General features: G+C 65.8%; 24 protein-coding genes. 15 read left to right on the forward strand and 9 right to left on the reverse strand.

Annotation, left to right across the window (positions count from 1 at the left end; genetic code table 11):
* Positions 1 to 490 precede the first annotated feature (490 nt).
* The gene (locus IY145_RS22365; protein ID WP_196410673.1) at positions 491 to 1,705 is read right to left on the reverse strand and encodes a polyhydroxyalkanoate depolymerase; all 1,215 of its coding nucleotides are present in this window, start codon (positions 1,703 to 1,705) and stop codon (positions 491 to 493) included.
* A gap of 127 nt (positions 1,706 to 1,832) precedes the next feature.
* Here IY145_RS22365 and IY145_RS22370 point away from each other — a divergent pair, with 127 nt between their 5' ends.
* The gene (locus tag IY145_RS22370; protein ID WP_196410213.1) at positions 1,833 to 2,486 is read left to right on the forward strand and encodes a glutathione S-transferase family protein; all 654 of its coding nucleotides are present in this window, start codon (positions 1,833 to 1,835) and stop codon (positions 2,484 to 2,486) included.
* Positions 2,487 to 2,504: 18 nt separating this feature from the next.
* On the opposite strand, the gene IY145_RS22375 is transcribed toward IY145_RS22370, so the two are convergent.
* Positions 2,505 to 2,723 (reverse strand): hypothetical protein, encoded by a 219-nt coding sequence (locus IY145_RS22375; protein ID WP_196410214.1) that lies wholly within the window; start codon positions 2,721 to 2,723, stop codon positions 2,505 to 2,507.
* 189 nt (positions 2,724 to 2,912) lie between these two features.
* Between IY145_RS22375 and IY145_RS22380 the strand changes: the two genes are divergently transcribed.
* Positions 2,913 to 3,653: a hypothetical protein gene (locus tag IY145_RS22380; RefSeq protein WP_196410215.1), complete on the forward strand. Its 741-nt coding sequence runs from the start codon at positions 2,913 to 2,915 to the stop codon at positions 3,651 to 3,653.
* 88 nt (positions 3,654 to 3,741) lie between these two features.
* On the forward strand, positions 3,742 to 4,272 hold the full coding sequence (locus IY145_RS22385; RefSeq protein WP_196410216.1) for a transposase: 531 nt from the start codon (positions 3,742 to 3,744) through the stop codon (positions 4,270 to 4,272).
* A gap of 17 nt (positions 4,273 to 4,289) precedes the next feature.
* Here IY145_RS22385 and IY145_RS22390 read toward each other — a convergent pair whose 3' ends face one another.
* From IY145_RS22390 to IY145_RS22405, 4 genes are all read right to left on the reverse strand, one after another.
* Positions 4,290 to 6,197 carry a S9 family peptidase gene (locus tag IY145_RS22390; protein ID WP_196410217.1) on the reverse strand — a complete coding sequence of 636 codons (1,908 nt, stop codon included), beginning with the start codon at positions 6,195 to 6,197 and terminating at the stop codon, positions 4,290 to 4,292.
* A gap of 54 nt (positions 6,198 to 6,251) precedes the next feature.
* A complete protein-coding gene (locus IY145_RS22395) occupies positions 6,252 to 7,166 on the reverse strand; it encodes a neutral zinc metallopeptidase (RefSeq protein WP_196410218.1) in 915 nt (304 codons plus the stop codon).
* Positions 7,163 to 8,035: a TIGR00282 family metallophosphoesterase gene (locus IY145_RS22400; protein WP_196410674.1), complete on the reverse strand. Its 873-nt coding sequence runs from the start codon at positions 8,033 to 8,035 to the stop codon at positions 7,163 to 7,165. Before IY145_RS22400 ends, IY145_RS22395 begins: the two co-directional genes overlap by 4 nt.
* Before the next feature lie 122 nt (positions 8,036 to 8,157).
* On the reverse strand, positions 8,158 to 8,919 hold the full coding sequence (locus IY145_RS22405; protein ID WP_196410219.1) for an SDR family oxidoreductase: 762 nt from the start codon (positions 8,917 to 8,919) through the stop codon (positions 8,158 to 8,160).
* Positions 8,920 to 9,001: 82 nt separating this feature from the next.
* Here IY145_RS22405 and IY145_RS22410 point away from each other — a divergent pair, with 82 nt between their 5' ends.
* The 4 genes from IY145_RS22410 (at position 9,002) to IY145_RS22425 (ending at position 11,835) form a co-directional block, all read left to right on the forward strand.
* A complete protein-coding gene (locus IY145_RS22410) occupies positions 9,002 to 9,436 on the forward strand; it encodes a MarR family winged helix-turn-helix transcriptional regulator (protein WP_196410220.1) in 435 nt (144 codons plus the stop codon).
* A gap of 76 nt (positions 9,437 to 9,512) precedes the next feature.
* Positions 9,513 to 10,715, forward strand: coding sequence for an aminodeoxychorismate synthase component I (locus IY145_RS22415; protein ID WP_196410221.1), 1,203 nt, complete (start codon positions 9,513 to 9,515; stop codon positions 10,713 to 10,715).
* A complete protein-coding gene (locus tag IY145_RS22420) occupies positions 10,664 to 11,362 on the forward strand; it encodes an aminotransferase class IV family protein (protein WP_196410222.1) in 699 nt (232 codons plus the stop codon). Before IY145_RS22415 ends, IY145_RS22420 begins: the two co-directional genes overlap by 52 nt.
* Positions 11,359 to 11,835: a GNAT family N-acetyltransferase gene (locus tag IY145_RS22425; protein ID WP_196410223.1), complete on the forward strand. Its 477-nt coding sequence runs from the start codon at positions 11,359 to 11,361 to the stop codon at positions 11,833 to 11,835. Before IY145_RS22420 ends, IY145_RS22425 begins: the two co-directional genes overlap by 4 nt.
* A 230-nt stretch (positions 11,836 to 12,065) precedes the next feature.
* Here IY145_RS22425 and aspS read toward each other — a convergent pair whose 3' ends face one another.
* The 3 genes from aspS to IY145_RS22440 form a co-directional block, all read right to left on the reverse strand.
* Positions 12,066 to 13,844, reverse strand: coding sequence for an aspartate--tRNA ligase (gene aspS, locus IY145_RS22430; RefSeq protein ID WP_196410675.1), 1,779 nt, complete (start codon positions 13,842 to 13,844; stop codon positions 12,066 to 12,068).
* A 763-nt stretch (positions 13,845 to 14,607) separates the two neighbouring features.
* Complete coding sequence (locus IY145_RS22435) at positions 14,608 to 15,018, reverse strand: type II toxin-antitoxin system VapC family toxin (protein WP_196410224.1); 411 nt, start codon at positions 15,016 to 15,018, stop codon at positions 14,608 to 14,610.
* Positions 15,018 to 15,275 (reverse strand): type II toxin-antitoxin system Phd/YefM family antitoxin, encoded by a 258-nt coding sequence (locus tag IY145_RS22440; RefSeq protein WP_196410225.1) that lies wholly within the window; start codon positions 15,273 to 15,275, stop codon positions 15,018 to 15,020. Before IY145_RS22440 ends, IY145_RS22435 begins: the two co-directional genes overlap by 1 nt.
* 221 nt (positions 15,276 to 15,496) lie before the next feature.
* On the opposite strand from IY145_RS22440, the gene IY145_RS22445 reads away from it, so the two are divergent.
* From IY145_RS22445 to glyS, 8 genes are all read left to right on the forward strand, one after another.
* Positions 15,497 to 16,213: a spermidine synthase gene (locus IY145_RS22445; RefSeq protein WP_196410226.1), complete on the forward strand. Its 717-nt coding sequence runs from the start codon at positions 15,497 to 15,499 to the stop codon at positions 16,211 to 16,213.
* On the forward strand, positions 16,210 to 16,539 hold the full coding sequence (locus IY145_RS22450) for a DUF167 family protein (RefSeq protein WP_196410227.1): 330 nt from the start codon (positions 16,210 to 16,212) through the stop codon (positions 16,537 to 16,539). The genes IY145_RS22445 and IY145_RS22450 overlap by 4 nt, the downstream gene beginning before the upstream one ends.
* Before the next feature lie 354 nt (positions 16,540 to 16,893).
* A complete protein-coding gene (gene carB, locus IY145_RS22455) occupies positions 16,894 to 20,388 on the forward strand; it encodes a carbamoyl-phosphate synthase large subunit (RefSeq protein WP_196410228.1) in 3,495 nt (1,164 codons plus the stop codon).
* 153 nt (positions 20,389 to 20,541) lie between these two features.
* On the forward strand, positions 20,542 to 21,018 hold the full coding sequence (gene greA / locus IY145_RS22460) for a transcription elongation factor GreA (RefSeq protein WP_196410229.1): 477 nt from the start codon (positions 20,542 to 20,544) through the stop codon (positions 21,016 to 21,018).
* Positions 21,019 to 21,086: 68 nt separating this feature from the next.
* On the forward strand, positions 21,087 to 22,238 hold the full coding sequence (locus IY145_RS22465) for a mitochondrial fission ELM1 family protein (RefSeq protein WP_196410230.1): 1,152 nt from the start codon (positions 21,087 to 21,089) through the stop codon (positions 22,236 to 22,238).
* A gap of 66 nt (positions 22,239 to 22,304) precedes the next feature.
* Entirely contained in the window at positions 22,305 to 23,300 is a 996-nt protein-coding gene (trxB, locus tag IY145_RS22470; protein ID WP_196410231.1) for a thioredoxin-disulfide reductase, read from the forward strand.
* 155 nt (positions 23,301 to 23,455) lie between these two features.
* Complete coding sequence (locus IY145_RS22475; protein ID WP_196410232.1) at positions 23,456 to 23,869, forward strand: endonuclease domain-containing protein; 414 nt, start codon at positions 23,456 to 23,458, stop codon at positions 23,867 to 23,869.
* A 211-nt stretch (positions 23,870 to 24,080) separates the two neighbouring features.
* Entirely contained in the window at positions 24,081 to 26,417 is a 2,337-nt protein-coding gene (glyS, locus tag IY145_RS22480; protein WP_196410233.1) for a glycine--tRNA ligase subunit beta, read from the forward strand.
* The last annotated feature ends 8 nt before the right edge of the window (positions 26,418 to 26,425 follow it).

Here is a 26,425-nt window from a genome sequence, read left to right on the forward strand (position 1 = left end):
CTCGCCTTCACAGCCACGGACGTGCGGGTCGGAAGGCCTTTAGAAATTTCAATTCCGGCGGCGCGGCTCGGGAAGGATGCTCGACGGAGCGCACCGAAATTCAGTGACGATAGAATATTGCGCCGCACAAAAAATTCAAGGAAAAATTCCCGTAGGCCTATAGAGGACAGTAATAGACCGGCAACCCCGACGACCTCTGAATTGTGTATTTTATTGTTTTAAATCATATAATTATATGCAATGCGAAGCGCCTCTCCCCCACCCCTGTGGCCGAGCCGTGACGCCCTGCAACAAAATGTCACAGCCCCGGCCGGGCTGGCGCAACGCGGCGCCCTGAACTCATAGACGCATCGTCTTTCCTGGCGGCTCGAAGGCCCGACCGGGAAATCCAGAGCACGGACACGAAATGTCGGCTATCGCGCGGGAATCCCGATCGCGCGCGCCGGGAATGACACGCTTCCAAATCGGATGATGCGGTCCACTCGCCGGATCACACGCTGCATTGGATGTGGTCGCGGACCACCGGATAGATTTGATTGTCCCAGCGCTTGCCATTGAAGACGCCGTAATGGCCGACGCCGGCCTGCAGGTGGTGGGACTTCATATAGGGGCGCAGGCCGCTGCACAGATCCTGCGCGGCGAGCGTCTGGCCCACGGCGCAAATATCGTCCTTCTCGCCCTCGACGGTGAGCAGAAAAGTCTTCTTGATCGCGCGCGGCGTCACTGTTCGCCCCCTAAAGAGCAATTTGCCTGCAGAAAGGGCATTCTGGTGGAAGACGGTCTCGATCGTCTGCAGGTAGAAATCCGCATCGAGGTCCATGATGGCGAAATATTCCTCATAGAAGGTGCGGATGCGATCCGCCTTCTCATGATCGCCCTCGACCCTGTGGCGGAAGAGGTCGATGAAAGCGTTGGCGTGGCGCTCGATATTCATGCTCATGAAGCCGGCGATCTGCAGAAAGCCCGGATAGACGCGGCGCCCGGCCCCCGGCAGCGCGCGCGGCACGGTGCCGATGACATTGTTGCGGAACCATTCGATCGGCTTGGAGACGGCGAATTCATTGACCTTGGTCGGCGAGACGCTGACGTCGATCGGCCCGGCCATAAGCGTGAGGCTCGCCGGCTGGGCGGGGTCATTGTCCTCGGCCATGACGGCGACGGCGGCGAGCGCCGCGACGGTCGGCTGGCAGACGGCGACGACATGCGACGGCGGGCCGAGGAAGCGCAGGAAATCGATGAGATGCTGGACGAACTCGTCCATGCCGAACACGCCTTCCGCGAGCGGAATGTCGCGCGTGTTGGTCCAATCGGTCACATAGACGTCGTGGTCCTGCAGCAACGTGCGGATCGTGCCGCGCAACAGGGTCGCGAAATGCCCGGACATGGGCGCGACGAGCAGCACGCGCGGCAGATTCTCTGCATCCTTGCGCACGAAACGCTGCAATGTGCAGAAGGGCGTGGAATAGACGGGCTCCTCCACGATGTCGACGACCGCGCCATTGTGCAAGGCGAGCTGCGTGATGCCGTAATCGGGCCGCTCATGGGTGAAGCCGAGCAATGCGATCAATTCGCAATAGGCTTCGAAACATCGTAGTGGCGACGCATAGGGCGTCGATTTCCACAGACTGAGCAATCGCTCGCTGCTCGCCGCCGCCGTCCGAAGTCGATTGCTCACATCGGCGTAGCTCTGATAAGCGTCATACATCATGCGGCTGCGCGAAACCTCGTTACCGATAGGGCTCGTCGAGCAAGCCCCGTGCCATTGATCGGCTCTAGCATGGCACAGGGCTTGCTGCGCAGTCCACAATAAGGAGAAGGAGGAAGCGTTTCTCATGCCGGCGACGACGCTCACGATCAGCAGCAAGAATTACTCGTCCTGGTCCTTGCGGGGCTGGCTGATGACCAAGCTCTCCGGCCTCGCTTTCGAGGAGCTGGTCGTCAGCCCCGACGATGTCGCGGCGCGCGCGGAAATTCTCCTGCTGTCGCCATCGATTCTGGTGCCCAGCCTCACCTATGACGGCGCCAAAATATGGGACACTCTGGCGATCGGCGAGTTTCTGAACGAGATTGCGCCAGCTGCGGGCCTATTGCCGGCCGAGCGCCTGCGCCGCGCCCATTGCCGCTCGATCTGCGGCGAGATTCATTCGGGATTCACATCGCTGCGCTCGGCGCTGCCGATGAATTTGAAAGGGCATTTTCCGAAATTCAAAGTGTGGTCGAAGGCGCAGGGCGACATTGCGCGCGTGACGCAGATATGGCGCGAATGCCTGGAGACCTATGGCGGGCCCTATCTCTTCGGTCCGCTCTCCATGGCCGACGCCATGTACGCGCCGGTGGCGACGCGTTTCCGCACCTATGACGTGCCGCTCGACGATGTCGCGCAAGCCTATTGCGACCGTATTTTCGAATGGCCGGCGATGCAGGAATGGATCGCCGCCGCTCTCCTCGAGAAGGAAGAGATCGAGGAGCTCGAGGTCGAGTTCTAAAAGGAGCGTCTCGGCGCCTCAGTGGCGCCGACGCCGCGGCGCGAGATAGATCGAGCGCCCCGTGTAGAGCGGCTGACCATAGCTCGGATAATAATAGAATTGCGGCTCATAGTAGACCGGCGACTGCGGGGTCGCCGCGAAATATTCCGCGCGATCGGTGAAGTCGTTGTGCGCGTCGGCCGCGCCCGCGCCGGAGAGCGCGGCGACCGTGGACAAGATGAAGACGGTTCGTTTCATCGATGCGGCCTCCCCCTTTGCGCCCCTGCCCCCGACGGCGTAGAAAACGCGCGAGCAGGACGCCGGTTCCGGCCGCCGCGCGCGCGACCCGCGGCTCCGAACGACGGCTCGAGCGAAGAATCTGTGGCTTGCTCATCATTATGTATCGTTGTTACATAGCGTAACCGAGCCACATAGCCGAGCGCGCCTATGACCGACCCGACCTCCGAAGGCCCCTCCTCTTTCTTCAACGCAATGGCGCAGGCCTTCGACGCGACGATCCGCGAGCGCCGCGCCCGGCCGGAGTTCATCGGCGCGCTCTGCCTCCAGGCCTTCGACAGTTTCGAGGGCAATCTCGCCATTCAGACCGAAGGCGCGCCGGCCATCGCCTGCGCGGGCGATTGTCCCGCCTGCTGCGTGCTGCGCGTCGTCGCGACGGCGCCGGAAGTGTTTCTCGTCGCGCGTTTCGTCACCGCCAATCAGCGCGCGCTGGCGCAACGCGGCGTCGATCTTCCGGGGCGCATAGCGGCGATCAACGCCTTCGCCAATGGCTGCTCGGAGAGCGCGCGCATGTCCCTGCGCCAGCCCTGCCCCTATATAGAGGCGGGCCTTTGCCTGCTCTATCGGCTGCGGCCGCTCGCCTGCCGCGGCCACGCCTCCTATGACAAGAACGCCTGCCTCGCCGCGACGGCCGGCGCCGACGCCGACACCAGCATTTCGACGCCGCATCTCGTCGTGCGCAGCCTCGTGCAGAATGCGCTGATGTCGTCGCTGCGTTCCGCCGGACTCTCTTGGCGTCTCTACGAGCTCAACGGCGCGGTCGCTCTCGCTCTCAATTCCGCCGAGGCCGAGAAGCGCTGGATCGAAGGCGATGATCCGCTGCTGCCCGCCGCTATTGCGGAGTTCGACGCCGCGGAGATCGGCGCGACATTCGACACGCTTCGCATCTGAGATCGAGCTCGCCGCAGCGCATTTGCCGTGCAGGGCCAGAATGTGGAATATGAGCGTCTTACGATAGGCGCACCCACTGGCTACGCTCATGCTCTCGGCCGTCATCCTCGCATTCGACACGCCGCCGGCGACAGGCGGGCGCGGCCGGGAATCGGCCGAGCGCGAGGCGATCGTGCGCACTCTGGCCTCGCTCGTGGACGCCTGTGTGGCCGGCCTCGTCGCCGACGCGGTTCTGGTCGGCCCGCCGGACTCCGGCCTCGGCGTCATCGCCGAGGAGGCCGGCTGCGGGCTTGTCGAAGCCGTCGACGCGCGTTCTGGCCTCGCCCGCGCGCTGCCCGCCATGCGCTATCCCGATGTTCTCGTTTTGCGCGCCGGCCATGCGCCCGAGCGCGGCTTCGTCGACGAATTGCGCGACGCCCTCGCCTATGGCGAGCGCGACCGCGCCATGGTGCTGCGCGCCGCGCCGAACTCGCTGCTGACACGCCTCGCGCCGCGGCTGGCGGAGCCCGTCGGCCTCGTCGCGCGCCGCGAGGATTTCGGCGCAGCCGGCGATCTGGCGACGCTCGCCAAAAAGCTGCGCGCGATGGAGCTGACGACGAAAGCGCGACGCGCGATCTGACACGGCGCGAGCCGCCGCTACGGCAGCGCGAGTTCCGACGCCCCCTTCTCTATGCGCAGACTGCTCTCCTTCAGCTCCTCCGCCCGCACCGGCTCGGCGCGGCCGCCGAGATGACGGGCGAGGAAATTCTCGGCGATGGCGTGGAAGGAGAGCGAGTTTTCCGGCCGCGCGAAACCATGGCCCTCGTTCGGATAGAGCAGATAGGCGACCGGAATCTTCTTGCTCTCGAGCGCCGCGACCATCTGCTCGGCTTCGGCCTGTTTCACGCGCGGGTCATTGGCGCCCTGCGCGATCAGCAGCGGCTTGGCGAGACGGTCGGCGTGATAAAGGGGAGAACGCTCGCGCAGCAATGCGCGCCCCTCCTCCGTCGCCGGATCGCCGATCGCCTTCACGAGCTGCGCGCGAAACGATTCCCAATAGGGTGGGATCGTCGCGAGCAGCGTCTCGAGATTGGAGGGGCCGACGATGTCGACGCCGCAAGCATAGAGCTGCGGATTACGCGTCAATCCGACGAGCGTGGCGTAGCCGCCATAGCTGCCGCCCATGATCGCGATGCGGCTCATATCCGCGATCCCTTGTCGGATCGCCCAATCGACGGCGTCGAGAAGATCGTCGTCCATGCGCCGACCCCATTCGTGGTCGCCGGCGTTGACGAAGGCCTTGCCGAGGCCAGTGGAGCTACGAAAATTCACGCTGAGCACGGCGTAGCCGCGATTGGCGAGCCATTGATGTTGCGCGTCATAGCCGAAGGAGCCGCGACTCCACGGCCCGCCGTGGACGAGCAGCACCATAGGCTGAGGGGCCTTCGCCTCGGCCGCTTTCGGCAGAGTGAGATAGCAGACGAGATCGAGCCCATCGCGCGATTTGATCGTGACCGGCCGCATCGGGCGCAGCGGCGCGCCCACGAGCTCCGGCCGCGCGCGATGCAGAATGCGCAGCGTCTTCGCGCGACGATCATAGAGATGATCGACCGACGGACTCGTGTCGGAGGCCGCCGAGACGACCCACAACGAATCATCCTCCGTGCGGCTGGCGATTCCCCAATCGCCGATGTCACGCGCATTCAAAAAATCGATATCCGCGCGGATGCGATCGTCGAGCGCGAAATATTCGAGGCGCTCGCGCTCGACCCCGTAAGCCAGCGGCAGATAGCTTTCGCGATCGGTAATGACATGGCCGATATCGGCCTTGTCGCTCTCGGCGACGAGCGTCGTCGCGCCGGAGGCGAGATCGACGCGAACGAGCGCCGCCTTGTCGCGATTCCGCGAGTCGCGCAGGAACAAAGTCTTCGCCTCGGCGTCCAGATGCAGCGGCGATGAGGAGCGCGCATCCGCCGCATCGAAAACGATCCAGGGCGCCCAGGCGCCGCCCTCGGAACGCAGAATCTCGCTGCGTCCGTCCGGCGTGTTCCGCAGGGCGAGACGGGGCCGGTATTCGTCATCGAGGATGAAGCCGGCGTATCCCGGATTCTCCTGCACGAGCGATAATTCGCCGGTCGCGAGCGTGACGGCGTAGACGTCGTGGAAACGCTTGTCGCGGCGATTGACGCTGAGAATGACGCGGTCGCGGATCTTGCGGCTGATCTTGCCGATGCGCGCGGCGACGCCGTCGAAGGGCGTGAGATCGCGCGCCTCGCCGCCCTCGGCGTCGACGACAAAGACGTGGAAATTCTCGTTGCCGCCTTCGTCCTGCATATAGAGCAGGCTGCGGCCGTCATAGGCCCAGGAGAATATCCGCACGCCGCGCTTGCGATCCTTGGTGACGGCGCGCGCTGCGTCGAGGCCCTCGAGCGGCGCGACGAAAATATTGAGCACGCCCTCGTCCGGCTGCAGCCAGGCGAGCAGCCGCCCGTCGGGACTGAGCCGCGCCGCCGCCTTTTTCGGATTGCCGAACAGATGCGCGCGGGGAATGAGCTCGTCCGCCATGAGATTTTCCGCAATTGGAATGAACGCTCGACCGACCCCAGTCGTGCCAAAAATTCAGCGCTGCGCCGAAAACGTATTGCAGGCGTCGATCTTGCCGGTCTGGAGCCCGCGCTGGAACCACTGGACGCGCTGCGCCGAGGAGCCATGGGTGAAGCTGTCCGGAACGGCGTAGCCCTGACCGGCCTGCTGGAGTCGGTCGTCGCCGATCGCCTGCGCGGTGTTGATCGCCTTCTCTATGTCGCCCTTCTCGAGAATCTTCCAATTCTGATCGGCATGCGCCGCCCAGACGCCGGCGAGGCAATCGGCCATCAGCTCGACGCGGACCGAGAGATTATTGGACTCCGAGCGGCTCGACGCCATCTGCTGTGCGCGCTGGACCTTGGGCAGAATGCCGAGCAGATTTTCGATGTGATGGCCCATCTCATGGGAGATCACATAGGCGTAGGCGAAATCGCCGCCGCCGCCGAAGCGTCGATCCATGTCGCGGAAAAACGATGTGTCGAGATAGATTTTCCGGTCGATCGGGCAATAGAAAGGCCCCATGGCCGATTGCGCGCGCCCGCAGGCCGAGCCGGTGACGCCGTTGAACAGCACGAGCCGCGCCGGATCGAAGCGAATCCCCTTCTGCTCCGGCAAAATCTGCGACCACACGCGCTCATTGCCGGCGAGCACGGCGGAAATGAACTGTCCCTGGCGATCGGCCGGCGCGCCGGTCGGCGCCTGACGCGTCGGCCGGTCGAGGCGCTGCTGCGCCACCTGCCCGCCGCCGCGCATATTGCTGAACACTTCCGCGCCGCCGATGAGCAGCGCGGGATTTATGCCGAGCGCATAGGCGATCACCCCGAGAATGACGATCGTGCCGAGCCCGAGCCCGCCGCCGCCTCCGAAGCTCGGCCCGGCGCCGGCGTCGGCAGTCTCCTGGCGACGATCCTCTATATTGTCGGACTGGCCGAGCTGATCCCATCTCATCGCCTTGGCGCTCCGATCGCTTCGACGAGCCCCGCGCGGGTCTCGTCCTCCACCTGCCAGAAGTCCGGCTTGGCCTGCGCCAGCCGGCCGCCGATCCGCACCGGGGCGATGCGCCGCGCGAGGCCGTCGGCCGAAAGCTCCACCGCGACGCCGCAGAGCGTCGCCTCGCCCTGGGCTGGCTCGAAGCGGGCGCCCGGCGTTTTGCGGGTGAAGCGGCGCAGCGGCTCCTCCTTCTCCATGCCGATGACCGAATCATAGTCTCCGGTCATGCCGGCGTCGGTCATATAGGCCGTGCCATGGGGCAAGATATGCCCGTCCGCCGTCGGCACATGCGTATGTGTGCCCACCACCAGAGAGGCGCGTCCGTCGACGAAATGGCCCATCGCCATTTTCTCGCTGGACGTTTCGGCATGTATGTCGACGATGAGCGCGTCGCAAGCCATGCCCAGCGGACAGGCGCCCACCTCGCGCTCGATTGCCGCGAAAGGATCGTCGAGCGCATCCATGAAGACGCGGCCCTGCACATTGACCACCAGCACCTGGCGGCCGTTCTCGGCCGTGTAGAGATTGGCCCCGCGGCCGGGCGTGCCGGGCGGATAATTCACCGGGCGCAACAGCCGCGGCTGGCGCTCGATGAAGACGAGCGCCTCGCGCTGATCGAAGACGTGATTGCCGGTCGTCACGCAATCGGCGCCGGCGGCGAGGATTTCGTCGCAAATGGCCTCGGTTATGCCGAAGCCTCCGGCGGCGTTCTCGCCATTGACGACGATGAAATCGAGCCCCCAGCGACGGCGCAGCTCCGGCAGCCGCTCCTGTATGGCCTTGCGCCCGGCCCGCCCCACCACATCGCCGATGAAGAGGAGGCGCATTCCGCGCTCGCTCGGCGAATGATCGGGGGAATGGGGCATCTTGCGCTCATGGGACGGGAGGAAAGCTCCGCTGTTCCATATAGCGCAATGGGGCGAGGAGCAATTTTCCGCGGGGGTCGACGCTACCAGTCCAGTCGCCCGGCAGGCCCCCAAAAGCCGCCGCTCGGCGGCGCCGGGTCCAGCGTCGCGAGACGCACGGCGACTTCGGCGCCCTCCGCCGGCGTCACCCCGCCCGCGCGATAGCCATTGAGCGCGGTCGCCACCTGCCCCGGCGAGGTCGCATAGACTTTGACCGAGGTTTCCCTCAAATGCTTGGCGTATTCCAGCGTGATCGAATTCAGCGCCGCTTTCGAGCTGTTGTAGGCGAGCCAATTGAGCTTCACCAATGGCGGCTCCATGCGCGCCGTCATGCTGTGCGAGCCGAGCGCGGCCGATTGATTTATGATGCGGCCATCGTCCGACTTCATGAGCAACGGCAGAAACGCGTTCGTCACCGTGGCCACGCCGAAGACATTCGTCTCATAGGTCTCGCGAAAATCCTGCAATGTCGTTTCCGTCGGGCGCTTGTGCTGGTCCCTGGCGACGCCCGCATTGTTGATCAGCACGTCCAGCCGGCCGATCTCGCCGGCGAGCCGAGCGGCGGCTTGCGAGACGCCAGCGGAATCGGTGACGTCCAGCGCGAGCGCGACGACATCCCCTCCCCCGGAGCCGAGCTCCTCGGCGACGCGAAGGCCGCGCTCGACATCGCGCGCGCCGATGACGACCTTCAGCCCCTTAGCGGCAAGCTGGCGGGCGATTTCGAGCCCCATGCCGGCGGTGGCTCCGGTTATAAGAGCGACACGGGCGGTATCGCCCTTTCGATCGGCGAAATTGACGACGGACATGAGCGCTCCGATGGCTTCGGCGAGATCCCCATATACAAGGAACCTTATATATTGATCCGCGCATCTATGCAAGGAGCCTTATATGCTCGATGACCGTTTGAGGCTGGCGGCGCTCGGTCTGAAACGCGCGCAAATCGCCAAGAGCGCCGCTTTCGATCGATGTCTGGCGAATGTCGGCCTGACGATGGCGCTCTGGGTCGTCCTCGAGCGAATTCGCGCCAGTCCGGCCCTATCCACCCACGCGCTCGCGAAAGCGAGCATGATGACCGATCAATCCGTCGGCGAGCTGGTGAGCAAATTGGCGAAACGCAGTCTCGTCGAGCGCGTGAGTGGACCCGGCCGCGCGATCCGCCACCATCTGACGGATTCGGGAAGAGAGCTGCTCGAACGCGCGGCGCCTCTGCTGGCCGAAGCCTTGCGAAGCGCCTTTTCCGAGCTGAGCGCGGCCGAGATCGAGCAGCTGATCCGGCTGCTCGACAAAATCGCGCCGTCGAAAAGCCCCGACGCCGCGCCATGAAGCACCAACTCGCGGCTTCATCCGCGGGCCCGGCTGATATAAGATGCGCTTTCCGAACCGGAGCGCCGCGCCCCCCATGTTCCATATCGCCGAGCTTCGCGGGCGCGAGCCTTTCGATCCCAATAAGGCGCCCGATGGCCCCTTCGTCGTCTTCGAGGACGGACGAAACGGCGCCGCTCTGCTCTTCGACGAGCCGGAGGAGATCATCCGCGCCGACACGGCGGCGGAAGTTCCGCAGGCTTTCGCGCGCATGGAGGCGGCGACGCGGCGCGGGCTCTTTCTCGCGGGCTACGCCGGCTATGAGCTCGGCTATGCGCTGGAGGCGAAATTCGCGAGCGGCCCGCTGCCGCAGGCGCGCACGCCGCTGCTGCTCTTCGGCGCCTTCCGCGCGCCGCGCCAATATGAATGGCGCAACGCCGCATCGCTGGCTACCGAGACGGCGCCGGTCGAGATCGCGCTGACCCCGGCCTGGAGCCTCGCCGACTATACCGAGCGCTTCGACAAATGCCGCGAATTCATTTTTGCGGGCGATGTCTATCAGATCAATCTGACCTTCCCGCTCCATGGCCGCTACGAGGGCGAGGCGACGGCGCTCTATCGCGCATTGCGCAAGCGCCAGCCGGTCGCCTATGGCGGCGTCGTCGCGCTCGGCGAGGAGAGGATCGTCTCGCTCTCGCCCGAGGTCTTCTTCGACGTCTGCGAAGGCGCGATTCGCGCCCGGCCGATGAAGGGAACCGCGCGACGCGGCTTCATGCCGAGCGAGGATATGGCGCGCGCCGCCCTGCTGACGCAGGACGAGAAATCCCGCGCCGAAAATCTGATGATCGTCGATCTGCTGCGCAATGATCTCTCGCGCCTCTCGGAGGTCGGCTCGGTGCGCGTGACCGATCTCTTCACCGTCGAGACCTATCCGACCTTGCATCAGATGACCTCCGGCATAGAGGCGAAGCTGCGCGACGGCGTGACGCTCTCCGATCTCTTCGCCGGGCTCTTTCCCTGCGGCTCTGTGACCGGCGCGCCGAAGATTCGCGCGATGGAAATTATCCGCGATCTCGAATGCGCCGCCCGCGGCGTCTATTGCGGCTCGCTCGGCCTCATCGCGCCCGACGGGGCGATCCGATTCAATGTGGCGATCCGCACGCTCACCCTTTTCCCGGATGGGGAGCTCGTCTGCAACGTCGGCTCTGCGGTTGTCGCCGATTCGCGGGCGCGCGAGGAATATGAAGAATGTCTGATCAAGGCGAAATTCCTGACCGGAGCGCTGACGAATTCGGCCTGATCGAAACGCTGCTGTGGACCGAGAGCGGCGGTTTTCTCTATCTCGACGAACATATCGCGCGGCTCTCGGCCTCGGCGCGCGCGCTCGGATTCGTTCACAGCGACGAGGCCTTTCTCGCGGCGTTGAACGAGGAGGTCGCCGACCCGCTCGATGACCGTCTGCGCGTGCGCTATGCGCTCGGCCACGACGGCCGCTTCGAGGCGAGCTCGCTGCCGATCGACGCCATCGAGCCGGACACGGTCTGGCGCGTCGCCATCGCCGAGGCGCGCTTCGAATCGGATGATCCGATGCTGCGCCACAAGACGACACGGCGCGAGCTCTATGAGCGCGAGCTGGCCGAAGCGGCGATGCGCTGCCGCGCCGACGAGGTGCTGTTTCGCAACGAGCGCGACGAAGTCTGCGAGGGCGCGCGCACAAATGTGTTCCTTTCGCGCGACGGCGTGCTGCTGACGCCGCCGCTCTCCAGCGGGCTCTTGCCGGGAACATTGCGCGCGCATCTTCTCGCCAGCGGCGAGGCGCGCGAGAGCCTGCTGCGGCTCGAGGATTTTTCCGGCGACGCGGAATTCTATTTCGGCAATTCCGTGCGCGGGCTCGTTCGCGCGGCTCTGATCGTCGAGGATAAGATCGTCGAGGAAACGCAGGCGTGATCCACATCCGCCCCGCCGCGCGCGAAGACAGCGCGCTCGTCGCCGCTTTCGTGCGCGAGCTCGCGGAATATGAGCAGCTCTCGCATGAGGTCGAGGCGTCGGAGGAGATGCTCGCCGAGGCGCTGTTCGCGCCGAACCCGCGCGTCTTCTGCGACATCGCCGAAAGCGACGGCGCCCCCGCGGGCTTCGCTCTGTGGTTCTATACTTTCTCGTCGTTTCGCGGCCGGCATGGCGTTTGGCTCGAGGATATTTTCGTGCGGCCGCAATTTCGCGGCGGCGGCATAGGCAAGGCGCTGCTCGTCCATCTCGCGCGGCGCTGCGTCGCCGAGGGACTCGGCCGTTTCGAATGGTCGGTGCTGGATTGGAACACGCCATCCATCGCCTTCTATGAGGCGCAGGGCGCAAAGCTCATGCACGAATGGAAAATCTGCCGCATGACCGGCGCCGCGCTGGAAACGCTCGCGGAAAAATGAAGCCGCGCCTTCTTTCTCCCACTCGTGGGAGAAGGTGGCCCCGCGAAGCGGGGTCGGATGAGGGCGCTTCGGCGTGGAGCGGACGTCAAAAACCATGCGCCGATATTGACCGCCATTCGACGCATGGGGATAGATTTTTTTGAGGAGCGCCAACCGCGGCGGCCCTCATCCGACCCGACTTCGTCGGGCCACCTTCTCCCGGAACGGGAGAAGGGGCGCGGTTGTGAGACTCAGCCCTTTTCGGGCAGGTTCAGGCGGATGTGCAGCTCGCGCAGCTGCTTGGGCGTCGCCTCGGAGGGCGCGCCCATCAGCAGATCTTCGGCGCGCTGGTTCATCGGGAACAGCACGACCTCGCGCAAATTCTCCTCGCCCGCGAGCAGCATCACGATGCGATCGACGCCCGGCGCGATGCCTCCATGCGGCGGGGCGCCATATTGGAAGGCGCGATACATGCCGCCGAATTTCTCGAGCAGCACATCCTCGCCATAGCCGGCGATCTCGAAAGCCTTCTTCATAATGTCCGGGCGATGATTTCGGATCGCGCCCGAGGACAATTCGATGCCGTTGCAGACGATGTCGTATTGATAGGCGAGAAGATCGAGCGGGTTCTTATTCTCCAGCGCCTCGAGGCCGCCTTGCGGCATGGAGAAGGGATTGTGCGAGAAGTCGATCTTCTTGTCGTCCTCGTTATATTCGTACATCGGGAAGTCGACGATCCAGCAGAATTCGAAGACATCCGTCTTCGACAGGCCGAGCTCCGTGCCGACGCGCAGGCGCGCGGCGCCGGCGAGCTTGGCCGCCTTCAGCTCCTCGCCGGCCGAGAAGAACAATGCGTCGCCGGCCTTCACGCCGCCCTTGGCGGCGAGCGCGGCCAGCGCCTCCGGCGGAATGAATTTCGCGATCGGGCCCTTGCCGATCAGCGCGCCATTCTCCTCGTCGAAGATGATGTAGCCGAGGCCCGGCGCGCCTTCCGAACGCGCCCAATCATTGAGCTTGTCGAAGAAGCTGCGCGGCTGCGACGCCGCGCCCGGCGCCGGAATGCCGCGCACGACCTTGCCCTTGAAGGCCTTGAAGCTCACATCGTCGCGCGCGAATTCCGCGCTGACATCGGCGATGATCAGCGGATTGCGCAGATCGGGCTTGTCGGAGCCATATTTCAGCATGGCGTCGCGGAAGGCGATCTTGGGGAAGCTCTGCGTCACCGGCTTGCCGCCGCCGAATTCCTCGAACACGCCGCGCAGCACCGGCTCGACGGCCTCGAACACATCCTCCTGCGTCACGAAGCTCATTTCGATATCGAGCTGGTAGAACTCGCCGGGGCTGCGGTCGGCGCGGGCGTCCTCGTCGCGAAAGCACGGCGCGATCTGGAAATAGCGATCGAAGCCCGCCACCATCAGCAGCTGCTTGAACTGCTGCGGCGCCTGCGGCAGCGCATAGAATTTGCCCGGATGCATGCGCGAGGGCACCAGAAAGTCGCGCGCGCCCTCCGGCGAGGAGGCGGTGAGAATCGGCGTCTGGAACTCGAAGAAGCCCAGGGACTTCATCCGCTGGCGCAGCGAATCGATGACCTTGCCGCGCAGCATGATATTGGCGTGCAGCTTCTCGCGGCGCAGATCGATGAAGCGATAGCGCAGCCGCGTCTCTTCCGGATAGGGGATGTCGCCGAAGACCGGCAGCGGCAGCTCGGCCGCCGGGCCCAGCACCTCGATCTCGGTCACATAGACCTCGATCAGGCCGGTCGGCATATCGGGATTCTCGGTGCCGGCGGGGCGCTTGCGCACCTCGCCGTCGAGACGCGCGACCCATTCGGAGCGCAGCTTCTCCGCGTCTTTGAAGGCCGGCGAGTCGGGATCGACGACGCATTGGGTCAAGCCGTAATGGTCGCGCAGATCGACGAACAGCACGCCGCCATGGTCACGAATGCGGTGGCACCAGCCGGAGAGGCGGACGGTCTCGCCGGCCTTTGTCTCGCGCAGCTCTCCACAATTATGCGAACGATAGCGATGCATCTCGAGTGTCTTTATGTTCATAGGAGGGATGTTTCTAGCCGCGGAGAAGCGCAGGGGGAAGGGGCGGTGTCAAGCTGCAACGGCGCCTTCCACCCTCCCCTTCAGCGGCTATCGGATTCACCCATAGCGAGACGCTGCGGCCGTCCTGGCCGGGCTGGTCCCGGCCATCCCCGCCAAGCAGCTGAGAAACCATAGGAAAGCGCCCGCCATCGACGAATTTCATCCCGTGGGGCTCCGCCGGAGCTTCGGCGTCACGCCGAACTTGTCGAGGCGCCTCGGGGTGTTGGCGTGGATTGGCCGGGACCAGCCCGGCCAGGACGTCGCGGGAGGCGAGGAAGAGGCGGGCGCGCGCCTTTGCGCCCGCCGCCGAAATTTGGCGCGGGAGGATGGGAGGTCCGGGACGCCGCGGCTCCGTTTCGGCCGTGGCGTAAAAGGAGACGCGCATCGAAGCCGGAAGCATCCCGGACCACGGCCGCCTTTTCTGTTCGCCGCCTGCGGGCTCAGGGTTGTTTTCCCCTTTCGGGTAATCTATCCCCGCGCGAGCCTCGGATATTCGGCCGACTTTCGCATGTGTTCCCACATGCCTCCGCACGAAGGAGAAGCCGTGCCGGCGGCGTGGCGTCGCTTCGGCGAACGAGGGTCTGCGCCCGCCTCTACGAACCGTGCCCCCACCGACGCCGCCCGACCCTTCGGACGACGCCCCATGCGGCGGAGGCGAGGAGGAAGATAGGAATTTAGTCCGCATTTGTCAAGGATGGGACCATCACGCCTTCCGCTCGAACGGGTTCAGCGTCGGCGCCTCCAGCGCTTCGAAATCCCGCATATTGCGCGTGACGACGGTCAGCCCGTGGACGATCGCCGTCGCGGCGATCATCGCATCCTCGATCAGCCGATCCGGCTTGCGATGCATGAGACGCGCCCATTGGCGAAAGGCGGGCGCATCCATGGCGAGAACATTGTAGGTCGCCGCGACCTGCTCCAGCCAGGCTTCGATCGCAGCCGCGCGTTCGGCGTCGCGCACGCGTGTGATCTCAATCCCCGCCTGAATCTCGCCGATCGTCACGGCCGACAAATGAAGGTCATGGTCGGCGACGCTCTCCAGCCAAGCGAGGACGCCGCCATGCGGCCGGGTGCGCCGCAATTCCGAGACGACATTCGTGTCCAGAAGATACATTAATCGAAGCCGCGGGGCGGCCGACGACGCCGAGCGCCGCGCTCCGGCAGGTCCAGATCGCCGCGCGCCGAGTCGGACAGGAGCAGGGCCTTCAATGTCGGCGGCGCGGACTGGCGAAGCCTGCGCCACTCGACGATCGGGACCAGAACAGCGGCCTCCGCGCCGCGCCGCGTGACCATCTGCGGACCCTCGTGGAGGCAGGCGTCCAGCAGCTCGCTGAAACGCGCCTTCGCATCCTGCACGGCCCAGCTCTTCATGATGACCTCCACAGACTAGTCAGATAACTAGTCATTTTGTCGCGTCAGCGCAAGCGACGAGCGACGCCCAAGGCCGCGCAGACGGTTTCCTCGTCCTTCTAGACGCCGGCTCCTCAGAATGAGGAAATCTTTCCCAGTCGCTGGGGTGCTGGACGCCGAATCTCGCCTCGGGCTATCACCGTTCCGCGCAGCGCCCGCCCCTCCCACCAAAGAGCCCCTTTATGATCCCCTGGACCCTGCTCGATACGGCCCCCGTGCCCGGCGGCGAGGGCGAGCTGCGGCTCCGGCGGCGGGGCGCGGAATTTTCCATCCGGCTCGGCGCCGTCGAGCTGATGAACAGCCGCATCAGCGGCTCGGAGGAGGCGCTCGCCACGCTCACCTGCGCGAAAATCGCGACGCGGGCGCAGCCGCGCATTCTCATCGGCGGGCTCGGCATGGGCTTCACCCTGCGCGCCGCGCTGGGCGTTCTCGGGGCAAAGGCGCAGATCGTCGTCGCCGAGCTCGTGCCGGCCGTCGTCGCCTGGGCGCGGGGGCCGATGGCGGAGCTGTTCGGCGACAGCCTGACCGACCCGCGCGTCCGCATAGAGGTCGAGGATGTCGGGCGAGTGATCCGCTCGGGCCGCGGCAGCTATGACGCTATTCTTCTCGATGTCGACAATGGCCCCGAGGCTCTCACCCGCGATTCCAATGACGGGCTCTATGGCCAGGACGGGTTGCGGGCGGCGCGCGCCGCGCTGCGCCCGGGCGGCGTGCTGGCCGTATGGTCCTGCGCGCCGGATCGCGATTTCGCCGCGCGCCTGCGCAAGACCGGCTTCCGTGTGGAGGAGGTGAAGACGCGCGCCAGAGGCCGAGACGGCGGCGCGCGGCATGTGATCTGGCTCGCCGCCCGCGCCGATTCGTCGTCGCCGCGGACGCGGGCGGGAGCCGATCCGAATTGACGCGCAAATCGACGGAGGCCGAGCCTTTTTTCTGGTGGGAAGGCGAAACTCTAGTGGTCAATATTCTGGGGCGGCCGGCCGCCAGTCGCGACGCCATCGGCAAGCCCAGGGGCCATCAGCTCGAGGTCAGCGTGACCACGGCGCCGCGCCGAGGCCGGGCGACCGATCATATGGTCCGCTTTCTCGCCGGCGAGTTCGGCGTCGCTCCCTCGGCGATCGAGGTGGTGTTCGGACGCATGAACGTCAACAAGCAATTGCGGATCGCCGCGCCGCAGAAGCTTCCAGGCCCGTTTCGGCGATCCTCGCCGCAGGGCGGAGAGGGCTGAATCGCCGCGCGCAGAACCGGGCTTCGAGCCTCTGCGCCCGCGCGGGCCCCATGGCGGATCGGGCCTTTGCGACGCGCCTCATGGCTCGCATTCAGGTGGACGGCCCCGCCGATCCGCGCCGACGGCCCCTTCCCCTGCCGCGGATTCTCGTCTAACACACGCCCGACCGCCGGGCCGGGCCTCTCGCCCCGCCGGGTCTCGTCTCACGGAGGGCGCGCTGAACCTAAAAAGGCTGCGGCGCGGCCTTTTTTTGTGCGCGGCCCTCGCGATACAGGACGACAGCAAGCGACGAGACGCGCGCGTTCCCCCATTCTGGGGAATGTCCCGTGAAGAAAGGATGACAGACGGACCGACATGCCGAAGCGAACAGACATCTCGACCATTCTGATCATCGGCGCCGGCCCCATCGTCATCGGCCAGGCCTGCGAATTCGACTATTCCGGCACACAGGCCTGCAAGGCCCTCCGCGCCGAGGGCTATCGCATCGTCCTCGTCAACTCCAATCCCGCGACCATCATGACCGATCCCGACATGGCGGATCGGACCTATGTCGAGCCGATAACGCCCGAGATCGTCGCCAAGATCATCGAGAAGGAGCGCTACGCCATCCCCGGCGGCTTCGCGCTCCTGCCCACCATGGGCGGCCAGACGGCCTTGAATTGCGCGCTCTCGCTGAAGCGCATGGGCGTGCTCGACAAATTCGAGATCGAGATGATCGGCGCCAATGCGCAGGCCATAGACAAGGCCGAGGATCGCGAATTGTTCCGCGAGGCCATGACCAGGATCGGCCTGGAGACGCCGCGCTCGCGCCTCGCCAACGCCACCGATCTCAAAACCGCCGACAAGGCCAAGCGCAACGCCGAGATCGCCGAGATCGAGGCTTCCGCTTTGCCGCCCGAGGAGAAGCAGAAGGCGGTCGCCGACATCCGCCGCCGCTGGGAGACGGGCGAGCCCGAGCGCAAGCGCCGTTATATTTCCAAGGGCCTGACCGAGGCGCTGGAGGCGCTGGAGGACATCGGCCTGCCGGCGATCATCCGGCCGTCCTTCACTTTGGCCGGCACGGGCGGCGGCATCGCCTATAACAAGGCGGAGTTCATCGACATCATCGAGCGCGGGCTGGACGCCTCGCCGACCACCGAAGTGCTCATCGAAGAGAGCGTCATCGGCTGGAAAGAGTATGAGATGGAGGTCGTCCGCGACAAAGCGGACAATTGCATCATCGTCTGCTCGATCGAGAATATCGATCCGATGGGCGTGCATACGGGCGATTCGATCACCGTCGCCCCGGCGCTGACGCTGACCGACAAAGAATATCAGATCATGCGCGACGCCTCGATCGCCGTGCTGCGCGAGATCGGCGTCGAGACCGGCGGCTCGAATGTCCAATTCGCCGTCGATCCCGCCACCGGGCGCATGATCGTCATCGAGATGAATCCGCGCGTGTCGCGGTCCTCGGCGCTGGCCTCCAAGGCGACGGGATTCCCCATCGCCAAGGTCGCCGCCAAGCTCGCCGTCGGCTACACGCTGGACGAGATCGCCAATGACATAACGGGCGGCGCGACGCCGGCCTCCTTCGAGCCGACGATCGATTATGTCGTCACCAAGATTCCGCGTTTCGCTTTCGAGAAATTCCCCGGCGCCGAGCCCATTCTGACGACGGCGATGAAATCCGTCGGCGAGGCCATGGCGATCGGGCGCAATTTCGCCGAATCGCTGCAAAAGGCGCTGCGCTCGCTGGAGACCGGCCTCTCCGGCCTCGACGAGATCGAGATCGACGGCATGGGCCGCGGCGACGATATGAATGTGCTGCGCGCCGCGCTCGGCACGCCGACGCCGGATCGGCTGCTCGTCGTCGGCCAGGCGCTGCGGCTCGGCATGGATCCGCAGGAGATTCACGAGGCCTGCAAGATAGATCCCTGGTTCATCGCGCGGATCGAGGAGATCGTCGCGCTGGAGGCGCGCGTGCGCGCCTTCGGCCTGCCCAAGGACGCCGAGAATTTCCGTGCGCTGAAATTCGCCGGCTTCTCCGACGCCCGCCTCGCGACGCTCACCGGCGCCGGCGAGAAGGAGGTCCGCGCCGCGCGACGGGCGCTCGACGTGCGGCCGGTCTATAAGCGCATCGACACTTGCGCGGCGGAATTCGCCTCGCCCACCGCCTATATGTATTCGACCTATGAGACGCCTTTCCTCGGCGCGCCGGCCAATGAGGCGCGGCCGTCGAATCGGCGCAAAGTGGTCATTCTCGGCGGCGGGCCGAACCGCATCGGCCAGGGCATAGAATTCGACTATTGCTGCTGCCACGCCTGTTTCGCGCTCGCCGACGCGGGCTATGAAACCATCATGATCAATTGCAATCCCGAGACTGTGTCGACGGATTACGACACCTCCGATCGTCTCTATTTCGAGCCGCTGACGGCCGAGGACGTGGAGGAGATTTTGGACGTCGAGCGCAGCAATGGGACATTGCATGGCGTCATCGTCCAATATGGCGGCCAGACGCCCTTGAAGCTCGCCCATACGCTGAGCTCGGCGGGCGTGCCCATTCTCGGCACGCCGGTCGATTCGATCGACCTCGCGGAGGATCGCGACCGCTTCAAGCGCTTGCTCGACAAGCTCGGATTGAAGCAGCCCAAGAATGGCATCGCCTATTCTGTGGAGCAGTCGCGGCTCGTCGCCGGCGAGCTCGGCCTGCCGCTCGTCGTGCGGCCGTCCTATGTGCTCGGCGGGCGCGCGATGGCGATCATCCGCGATCAAAACACGCTCGACGATTATCTGCTCGGCACGCTGCCGAGCCTCGTGCCTTCCGACGTCAAGGCGCGCTATCCCAATGACAAGACCGGGCAGATCAACACTGTGCTCGGCAAGAATCCGCTGCTCTTCGACCGCTATCTGACCGACGCCATAGAGGTGGACGTCGACTGTCTCGCCGATGGCGAGGAGGCGGCCATCGCCGGGGTGATGGAGCATATAGAGGAGGCCGGCATTCATTCCGGCGATTCGGCCTGCTCGCTGCCGCCGCGCTCGCTCTCGGCCGAGACGGTGGCCGAGCTCGAGCGGCAGACGATCCAGCTCGCCAAGGCGCTCGGCGTCATCGGGCTGATGAACGTCCAATATGCGCTGAAGGACGGCGAAATCTTCGTGCTCGAGGTCAATCCGCGCGCCTCGCGCACCGTGCCCTTCGTCGCCAAGGTGATCGGCGCGCCCATCGCCAAGATCGCGGCGCGGATCATGGCCGGGGAGAAGCTCTCGGCCTTCACCCTGCCCTCCCGCGCGCCGAATCACGTCGGCGTGAAGGAATCGGTCTTCCCCTTCGCACGCTTCCCCGGCGTCGACACTGTGCTCGGGCCGGAAATGCGCTCGACCGGCGAGGTCATCGGCCTCGACCGCAGCTTCGAGGCCGCCTTCGCCAAGAGCCAGCTGGGGGGCGGCACCAAAGTCCCCCGCCAGGGAACCGTCTTCGTCTCGGTGCGCGACGCCGACAAGCCGCGCGTCCTGGCCGCGGTCCAGCAGCTGGTGAGCCTCGGCTTCACCGTCGTCGCGACCGGGGGCACGGCCCGCTACCTGCAGGAGCAGGGCGTGCCGGCGCAAAAGCTCAACAAAGTGTCGGAAGGACGCCCGCATATCGTGGACGCCATAAAGAACGGCTCCGTTCAGCTCGTGTTCAACACGACGGAAGGAGCCCAGGCGCTGGCGGATTCTCGTTCCTTGCGCCAAGCTGCGCTATTGCATAAAGTCCCCTATTATACGACTCTGGCCGGCGCGATCGCGTCGGTCCAGAGCATTAGGGCCTATGTATCGGGAGATCTCGAAGTCCGCGCCCTTCAGGACTATTTCGCGTCCGACGCGTAAATTTGCGCGCGCGAATCGGTGAGGGTCGCCGCATCCGCGGCTCGTTCATATCGAGGAAATCCGTCCGTCCGCCGCAGCTTTCGCTGGTCCGGCAGGCGTCCGGAATTTTTTTGGCCGGGTCCGGACGCATCCAGGAGCGAAAGAGCAAGAGATATGGTGGACAAGGTGCCTATGACCGCCGCCGGCTACGCCACTCTCGACCAGGAGTTGCGTCTACGCCAGCAGACCGAACGTCCGCGCATCATCCAGGCGATCGCCGAGGCGCGCGCCCATGGCGATCTTTCCGAGAACGCCGAATATCACGCCGCCAAGGAAGCGCAATCGCTGAACGAGGGCCGCATCGCCGACCTCGAGGACAAGCTGTCGCGCGCCGAGGTCATAGACGTCTCCAAGCTCACTGGCAATACGGTGAAATTCGGCGCGACGGTCACCGTCGTCGACGAGGACACCGAGGAGGAGAAGGCCTATCAGATCGTCGGCGAACCGGAAGCCGATGTGAAGAACGGCCGCGTCTCCATCGCCTCCCCCATCGCCCGCGCGCTGATCGGCAAAAAGGCCGGCGACACGGTCGAGGTGAAGACGCCGGGCGGCGGCAAGAGCTATGAGATTTTGAAGGTCGCTTTCGTCTGAGCGAAGACCTGCGCGCTCTCCTTCTCCCACTTGTGGGAGAAGGCAGCCCTCGCGTCAGCGAGGGTCGGATGAGGGCGCCTCCCGCAGTCCAATATTTTGACGAGCGGCGCGGACCCTCATCCGACCCGGCTTCGCCGGGCCACCTTCTCCCGCGCGCGGGAGAAGGGAGAGCCCCATGGCTCCGCCCCACGACAGCCTGGATTCTCTCCGACGGCCGCGCCGGGCATGAAGTCCAGAGCCTCGGCATAGCCGAAGCCCTCGACCTCGCCCCACGCCTGATCCGCCTCGCCCCGCGCGGCCTCATCGCCGCGCTCGCGCCTTTCGGCCCGATCGACCCGCGCGAAGCGGCGCTCCTCGCCCCACCCTATCCCGATCTCGTCATCGCCTGCGGCAGGCGGACAATCCCCTATCTTCGCCATGTGAAGCGCGCCTCCGGCGGCGCGGTCTTCACCGTCTATGTGAATCGTCCGGCGAGCGGCCTCGGGACGGCGGACGTCATCGTCGCGCCGCGCCATGACGGGCTCGAGGGCGAAAATGTCATCGCCCCGCTCGCGCCGGCGAATCGGCTGACGCCGCAGCGCCTCGCCGAAGCGCGTGCCGCGCTCGATCCGCGGATCGCGGCGCTGCCGGAGCCGAGAGTGGGGCTGCTGATCGGCGGGGATAGCCGGCATTTTCGGTATTCGGCAGGGGATGCGGAGAGGCTTCTCGCCGCCGTCGGCGCCATGCTGGAGCAAGGGTGGAGCGTCGCGGCGACTGTCTCCCGGCGCACGCCCGCGGGGCTGGTCGAAGCGTTGCGCGCGCGGCTCGTGGGCCCTCATCCGACCCCGCTTCGCGGCGCTGCCTTCTCCCGCGCGCGGGAGAAGGCAGCGCGGGCCTTTCTTTGGGCGGGGGACGGCGAGAATCCTTATCTTTCGATTCTCGCCGGCTCGCAGGCGCTGCTGGTGACGGCCGACAGCGTCAATATGGTCGCCGAGGCGGCGAGCACGGGCGCGCCGGTCCATGTCTTCGCGCCCGACGGCGGCGGCGCCAAGATCGCCGCCTTTCTCGATGGGCTCGAAGCGCATGGCGCTGTGCGGCGCTGGCGCGGCCGGCCCGAACATTGGCGCTACGAGCCGCTGAACGAGACGCCCTCCATCGCCGCCGAGATCGCGCGGCGCTACGCGCTCTTTCACGGCAAGCCTCTTGCAGCGCAAGAGCGGCGGTTGCGGCGCAACGCATAATGGATAGATTGCGCCCATCCGAACGCGCCGCGCCGTCCGCGCGGAGACTTTCGCAAAGGCCTCTTCATGTCCGCAGACGATAAAGGCCGCCTGCACGCCCGCGTCATCGTGCTGGGCTCCGGCCCCGCCGGCTATACGGCGGCGATCTACACTGCGCGCGCCATGCTCGAGCCCGTGGTCATCGCCGGCTTCGATCAGGGCGGCCAGCTCATGATCACCACAGATGTGGAGAATTATCCCGGCTTCGCCGAGCCGATCCAGGGCCCCTGGCTCATGGATCAGATGCGCGCCCAGGCCGAGCATGTCGGCGCCAAGCTGGTCTCCGACCATATTGTCGAGGCCAGGCTCGACAAGCGGCCCTTCGAGCTGCTCGGCGATTCGGGGACGCTCTATACGGCGGACGCGCTCATCATCGCCACCGGAGCCAAGGCCAAATGGCTGGGCATTCCGAGCGAGGAGGCGTTCAAGGGCTATGGCGTCTCCGCCTGCGCCACTTGCGACGGCTTTTTCTTCCGTGGAAAAAAGGTTCTCGTCGTCGGCGGCGGCAATACGGCGGTGGAGGAGGCGCTCTATCTCTCGCAGATCGCGGCCGAGGTGACGGTGGTGCATCGCCGCGACAGCTTCCGCGCCGAGCGCGTGCTGCAGGAGCGGCTGGCGGCGCGGCCCAATGTCAAAATCCTCTTCGATCACGCGATCGACGAGATTTTGGGCGGCGCCGCCCCGCCCTCGGTCACGCAGACGCGCGTGAAGAATGTGAAGACCGGCACGACGCAGACGCTGGATGTGGACGGCGTCTTCATCGCCATCGGCCATCAGCCGGCCTCGGAACTGTTCGTCGGGCAGCTGGAGCTGAAGCCGTCGGGTTACATCCAGGTGGAGCCGGGCACGACGCACACCAATATTCCAGGCGTGTTCGCCGCCGGCGACGTGGCCGACGAGACCTATCGCCAGGCGGTGACGGCGGCCGGCCTCGGCTGCATGGCGGCGCTGGACGTGGAGCGATATCTGCTGGAGACGCCGGCCCATGCGGGCGACGCGCTCGCCTCCGAGGAGCCTTTGTGACGATGGCCGAGTCCCCACCCTCCCCTTCAGGGGGAGGGTCGCGCCGAAGGCGCGGGGTGGGGTTCTCGCGACAAAGACTCGGGGGTCACCCCACCCCGGCCTGCTCCGCAGGCCGACCCTCCCCCTCGAGGGGAGGGTGAGCAGGACGGCCGACGATGCACGACGAGGACAGGCTTCGACGATTTCGTCTCGGAACGGCTCGCCGCCTACGCGAGAATACGACCAGCGCAGAACAGAGGCTCTGGCGCGAGCTGGATCGCGTGCCGCTGCTGAGGACGCATTTTCGAAGACAAGCGCCGATCGGGCCTTATGTCGTCGATTTCGTCTGTTTGCGGGAAAGACTCGTGATCGAGGTCGACGGCCCGTCGCACACGGAGCCCGAGGCGTCGCAGCGCGACAATGAGCGGACGCTCTGGCTCGAACGGGAAGGCTATCGCGTTCTCCGCTTTTGGAACCAGGAAGTTTACGAGAATGTCGGTGGCGTTCTCGACACGATCTATGCGGCGCTGTACGGCTCTCTCACAGTGGAGCCTGGCGCGCCACCGCCGCCGGCCAGTGAAGAGCTCTGAGACTCCCGATGGTCATCTCCGAGATATCGCAAGACCCGAGCCCCCACCCTCCCCTTCAGGGGGAGGGTCGCGCCGAAGGCGCGGGGTGGGGTTCTCGCGACGAAGACTCGGGGGTCACCCCACCCCGGCCTGCTCCGCAGGCCGACCCTCCCCCTCCAGGGGAGGGTAGAAACGCTCCTCGTTTCCGCACGCACGAGAAATAGATAAATCGATGCCCGACCTTCTCCTCGAACTCTTCAGCGAAGAAATCCCCGCCCGCATGCAGCGTCAGGCGGCCGATGATCTGCAGCGGCTCGTCTGCGGCGCGCTCGCAGAAAAGGGGCTGACCTATGAGGGAGCGGCCGCTCATGCGACGCCGCGCCGGCTCGCGCTGCATATCGCCGGCCTGCCCGGCCGCCAGCCGGATGTGCGCGAGGAGAAGAAGGGTCCGCGCGTCGGCGCGCCGGAGGCCGCCATTCAGGGCTTTCTGAAGAGCGCCGGCCTCGCGTCGATCGACGAGGCGAAGATCGAGAAAGACGCCAAAAAGGGCGAGTTCTACGTCGCCGTCATCGAGCGCGCCGGACGCGAGACGATCGACGTGCTGGCGGACGTGCTGCCGGGGATCGTGAAGAGCTTCCCCTGGCCGAAATCCATGCGCTGGGGCGCGGCCTCCACGCGGCTCGATTCGCTGCGCTGGGTGCGCCCGCTGCAATCGATCCTCGCCACCTTCGGCCCGGAGATGGAAACGCCGGACATCGTGCGCTTCTCCGTCGACGGAATCGAGAGCGGCAATATCGCCCATGGCCATCGCTTCCTCGCGCCGGCGAGCTTTCCGGTGAAGCGCTTCGACGATTACGTTCCCGCGCTCGAGAAGGCGAAAGTCGTGCTCGACGGCGCGCGGCGGCGCGACATCGTGCTGCATGACGCGCGCAATCTCGCCATGGCGCAGGGGCTGGAGCTGGTCGAGGACGCGGCGCTGCTCGAGGAGGTCGCGGGCCTCGTCGAATGGCCGGTCACGCTGATGGGCGCTTTCGACGAGAGCTTTCTCTCCATTCCGCCGGAGGTCATTCGCGCGACGATCCGCGTCAATCAGAAATGCTTCGTGCTGAAGCGCCATGACGGCGGCCTCGCCAATCGCTTCATCCTCGTCTCCAACATAGACGCGAGCGACGGCGGCGCGACGATCGTCGGCGGCAATCAGCGCGTCATCGCCGCGCGTCTGTCGGACGCCAAATTCTTCTATGAGACGGACCTCAAGACGCCGCTCGGCGAGCGTCTGCCCAAGCTCGACAATATCGTGTTTCACGAGAAGCTCGGAACGCAGGGCGAGCGCGTGAAGCGCATCGAGGCGCTGGCGCGCGAGCTCGCGCCCATCGTCGGCGCCGATCCCGACAAGGCCGCGCGGGCAGCGACGCTCGCCAAGGCCGATCTCGTCACCGAAATGGTCGGCGAATTCCCCGAGCTGCAAGGGCTGATGGGCCGCTATTACGCCGCCGCGCAGGGCGAGGACGCCGAGGTCGCCGCGGCGCTGGAGGAGCATTACAAGCCGCAGGGGCCGAACGACCGCATTCCGACGTCTCCGGTCTCGATCGCTGTCGCGCTCGCCGACAAGATCGACACGCTCGTCGGCTTTTGGGCGATCGACGAAAAGCCGACCGGGAGCAAGGATCCTTATGCGCTGCGACGCGCGGCGCTGGGCGTGATCCGCATCGCGCTCGAGAATGGGCTGCGGCTGCCGCTGCGCGAAGCTTTCGCCGCCGCGCAATGGCCGGTCTGGCTCGCGGCGCGCACGCCGCTGCGCGAGCTGGTGACGAGCGAGGTCAATCGCGTGGCCTCGGACCTCTCGCCCAATGGCGCAGCGACCCTCTCGGCCGACGCCGAGGCGCATCTGCGCCGCGACATAGAGAAGCAGCTTCACGCCGTCGGCAGAGAGGCGGGCGCCGAGGCGCCCTCGCCTGCCGCCGAGATTTTCTTGCGCGAGACGCTGCCGCCTCTGCTGGCCGCCAATGCGGCCGACCTCCTCGCCTTCTTCATCGATCGCCTGAAGGTCTACCTTCGCGATCGCGGCGCACGATATGACCTGATCGACGCGGCGCTCGGGGCCTCGGCCTCGGCGCAGTCTCGAGAAGGGAGCGCGCAAATGCCGGACGATCTCCTCACCATCACGCGCAAGGTCGAGGCTCTGGGCAAATTCCTCGACACCGACGACGGCAAGAATCTGCTCGCCGGCTTTCGCCGCGCCGCCAATATTCTCAAGATCGAGGAGAAAAAGGACGGCGCCGGCGCCTATGAGGAGCCGCATCACCCCAATCTGCGCATGGAGCTGCCCGAACATAAGCTCGCCGCCGCCATCAAGCGCGCGCGGGAGGAGACCTCCGAGCGGCTGGACGCCGAGAATTTCGAGGGCGCGATGCAGGCGCTGTCGAAGCTGCGCGAGCCGGTCGACTCTTTCTTCGACGCGGTGACGGTCAATTGCGACGATGCGAAAGTGCGGCTCAATCGGCTGCGCCTGCTCGCCGAGCTGCGCGAGGCGATGCTGCAGGTCGCAGATTTCTCGAAAGTGGCGTGAGGCCCCCT

It is taken from the genome of Methylosinus sp. H3A, from assembly GCF_015709455.1.
GTDB lineage: Bacteria > Pseudomonadota > Alphaproteobacteria > Rhizobiales > Beijerinckiaceae > Methylosinus.

Excerpts from the sequence above, each read along its gene's own strand:
- IY145_RS22465 (WP_196410230.1), top strand. The coding sequence starts at position 21,087 with ATGAGGGCGCCTCCCGCAGTCCAATATTTTGACGAGCGGCGCGGACCC.
- IY145_RS22385 (WP_196410216.1), top strand. The coding sequence starts at position 3,742 with ATGCTCTCGGCCGTCATCCTCGCATTCGACACGCCGCCGGCGACAGGC.
- IY145_RS22475 (WP_196410232.1), top strand. The coding sequence starts at position 23,456 with ATGCACGACGAGGACAGGCTTCGACGATTTCGTCTCGGAACGGCTCGC.
- IY145_RS22415 (WP_196410221.1), top strand. The coding sequence starts at position 9,513 with ATGTTCCATATCGCCGAGCTTCGCGGGCGCGAGCCTTTCGATCCCAAT.
- IY145_RS22390 (WP_196410217.1), bottom strand. The coding sequence starts at position 6,197 with ATGGCGGACGAGCTCATTCCCCGCGCGCATCTGTTCGGCAATCCGAAA.
- glyS (WP_196410233.1), top strand. The coding sequence starts at position 24,081 with ATGCCCGACCTTCTCCTCGAACTCTTCAGCGAAGAAATCCCCGCCCGC.
- aspS (WP_196410675.1), bottom strand. The coding sequence starts at position 13,844 with ATGCATCGCTATCGTTCGCATAATTGTGGAGAGCTGCGCGAGACAAAG.
- IY145_RS22375 (WP_196410214.1), bottom strand. The coding sequence starts at position 2,723 with ATGAAACGAACCGTCTTCATCTTGTCCACGGTCGCCGCGCTCTCCGGC.
- IY145_RS22440 (WP_196410225.1), bottom strand. The coding sequence starts at position 15,275 with ATGAAGAGCTGGGCCGTGCAGGATGCGAAGGCGCGTTTCAGCGAGCTG.
- IY145_RS22445 (WP_196410226.1), top strand. The coding sequence starts at position 15,497 with ATGATCCCCTGGACCCTGCTCGATACGGCCCCCGTGCCCGGCGGCGAG.
- IY145_RS22435 (WP_196410224.1), bottom strand. The coding sequence starts at position 15,018 with ATGTATCTTCTGGACACGAATGTCGTCTCGGAATTGCGGCGCACCCGG.
- IY145_RS22395 (WP_196410218.1), bottom strand. The coding sequence starts at position 7,166 with ATGAGATGGGATCAGCTCGGCCAGTCCGACAATATAGAGGATCGTCGC.
- carB (WP_196410228.1), top strand. The coding sequence starts at position 16,894 with ATGCCGAAGCGAACAGACATCTCGACCATTCTGATCATCGGCGCCGGC.
- IY145_RS22370 (WP_196410213.1), top strand. The coding sequence starts at position 1,833 with ATGCCGGCGACGACGCTCACGATCAGCAGCAAGAATTACTCGTCCTGG.
- IY145_RS22420 (WP_196410222.1), top strand. The coding sequence starts at position 10,664 with ATGTCTGATCAAGGCGAAATTCCTGACCGGAGCGCTGACGAATTCGGC.
- IY145_RS22400 (WP_196410674.1), bottom strand. The coding sequence starts at position 8,035 with ATGCGCCTCCTCTTCATCGGCGATGTGGTGGGGCGGGCCGGGCGCAAG.
- IY145_RS22410 (WP_196410220.1), top strand. The coding sequence starts at position 9,002 with ATGCTCGATGACCGTTTGAGGCTGGCGGCGCTCGGTCTGAAACGCGCG.
- IY145_RS22365 (WP_196410673.1), bottom strand. The coding sequence starts at position 1,705 with ATGTATGACGCTTATCAGAGCTACGCCGATGTGAGCAATCGACTTCGG.
- IY145_RS22380 (WP_196410215.1), top strand. The coding sequence starts at position 2,913 with ATGACCGACCCGACCTCCGAAGGCCCCTCCTCTTTCTTCAACGCAATG.
- trxB (WP_196410231.1), top strand. The coding sequence starts at position 22,305 with ATGTCCGCAGACGATAAAGGCCGCCTGCACGCCCGCGTCATCGTGCTG.
- greA (WP_196410229.1), top strand. The coding sequence starts at position 20,542 with ATGGTGGACAAGGTGCCTATGACCGCCGCCGGCTACGCCACTCTCGAC.
- IY145_RS22405 (WP_196410219.1), bottom strand. The coding sequence starts at position 8,919 with ATGTCCGTCGTCAATTTCGCCGATCGAAAGGGCGATACCGCCCGTGTC.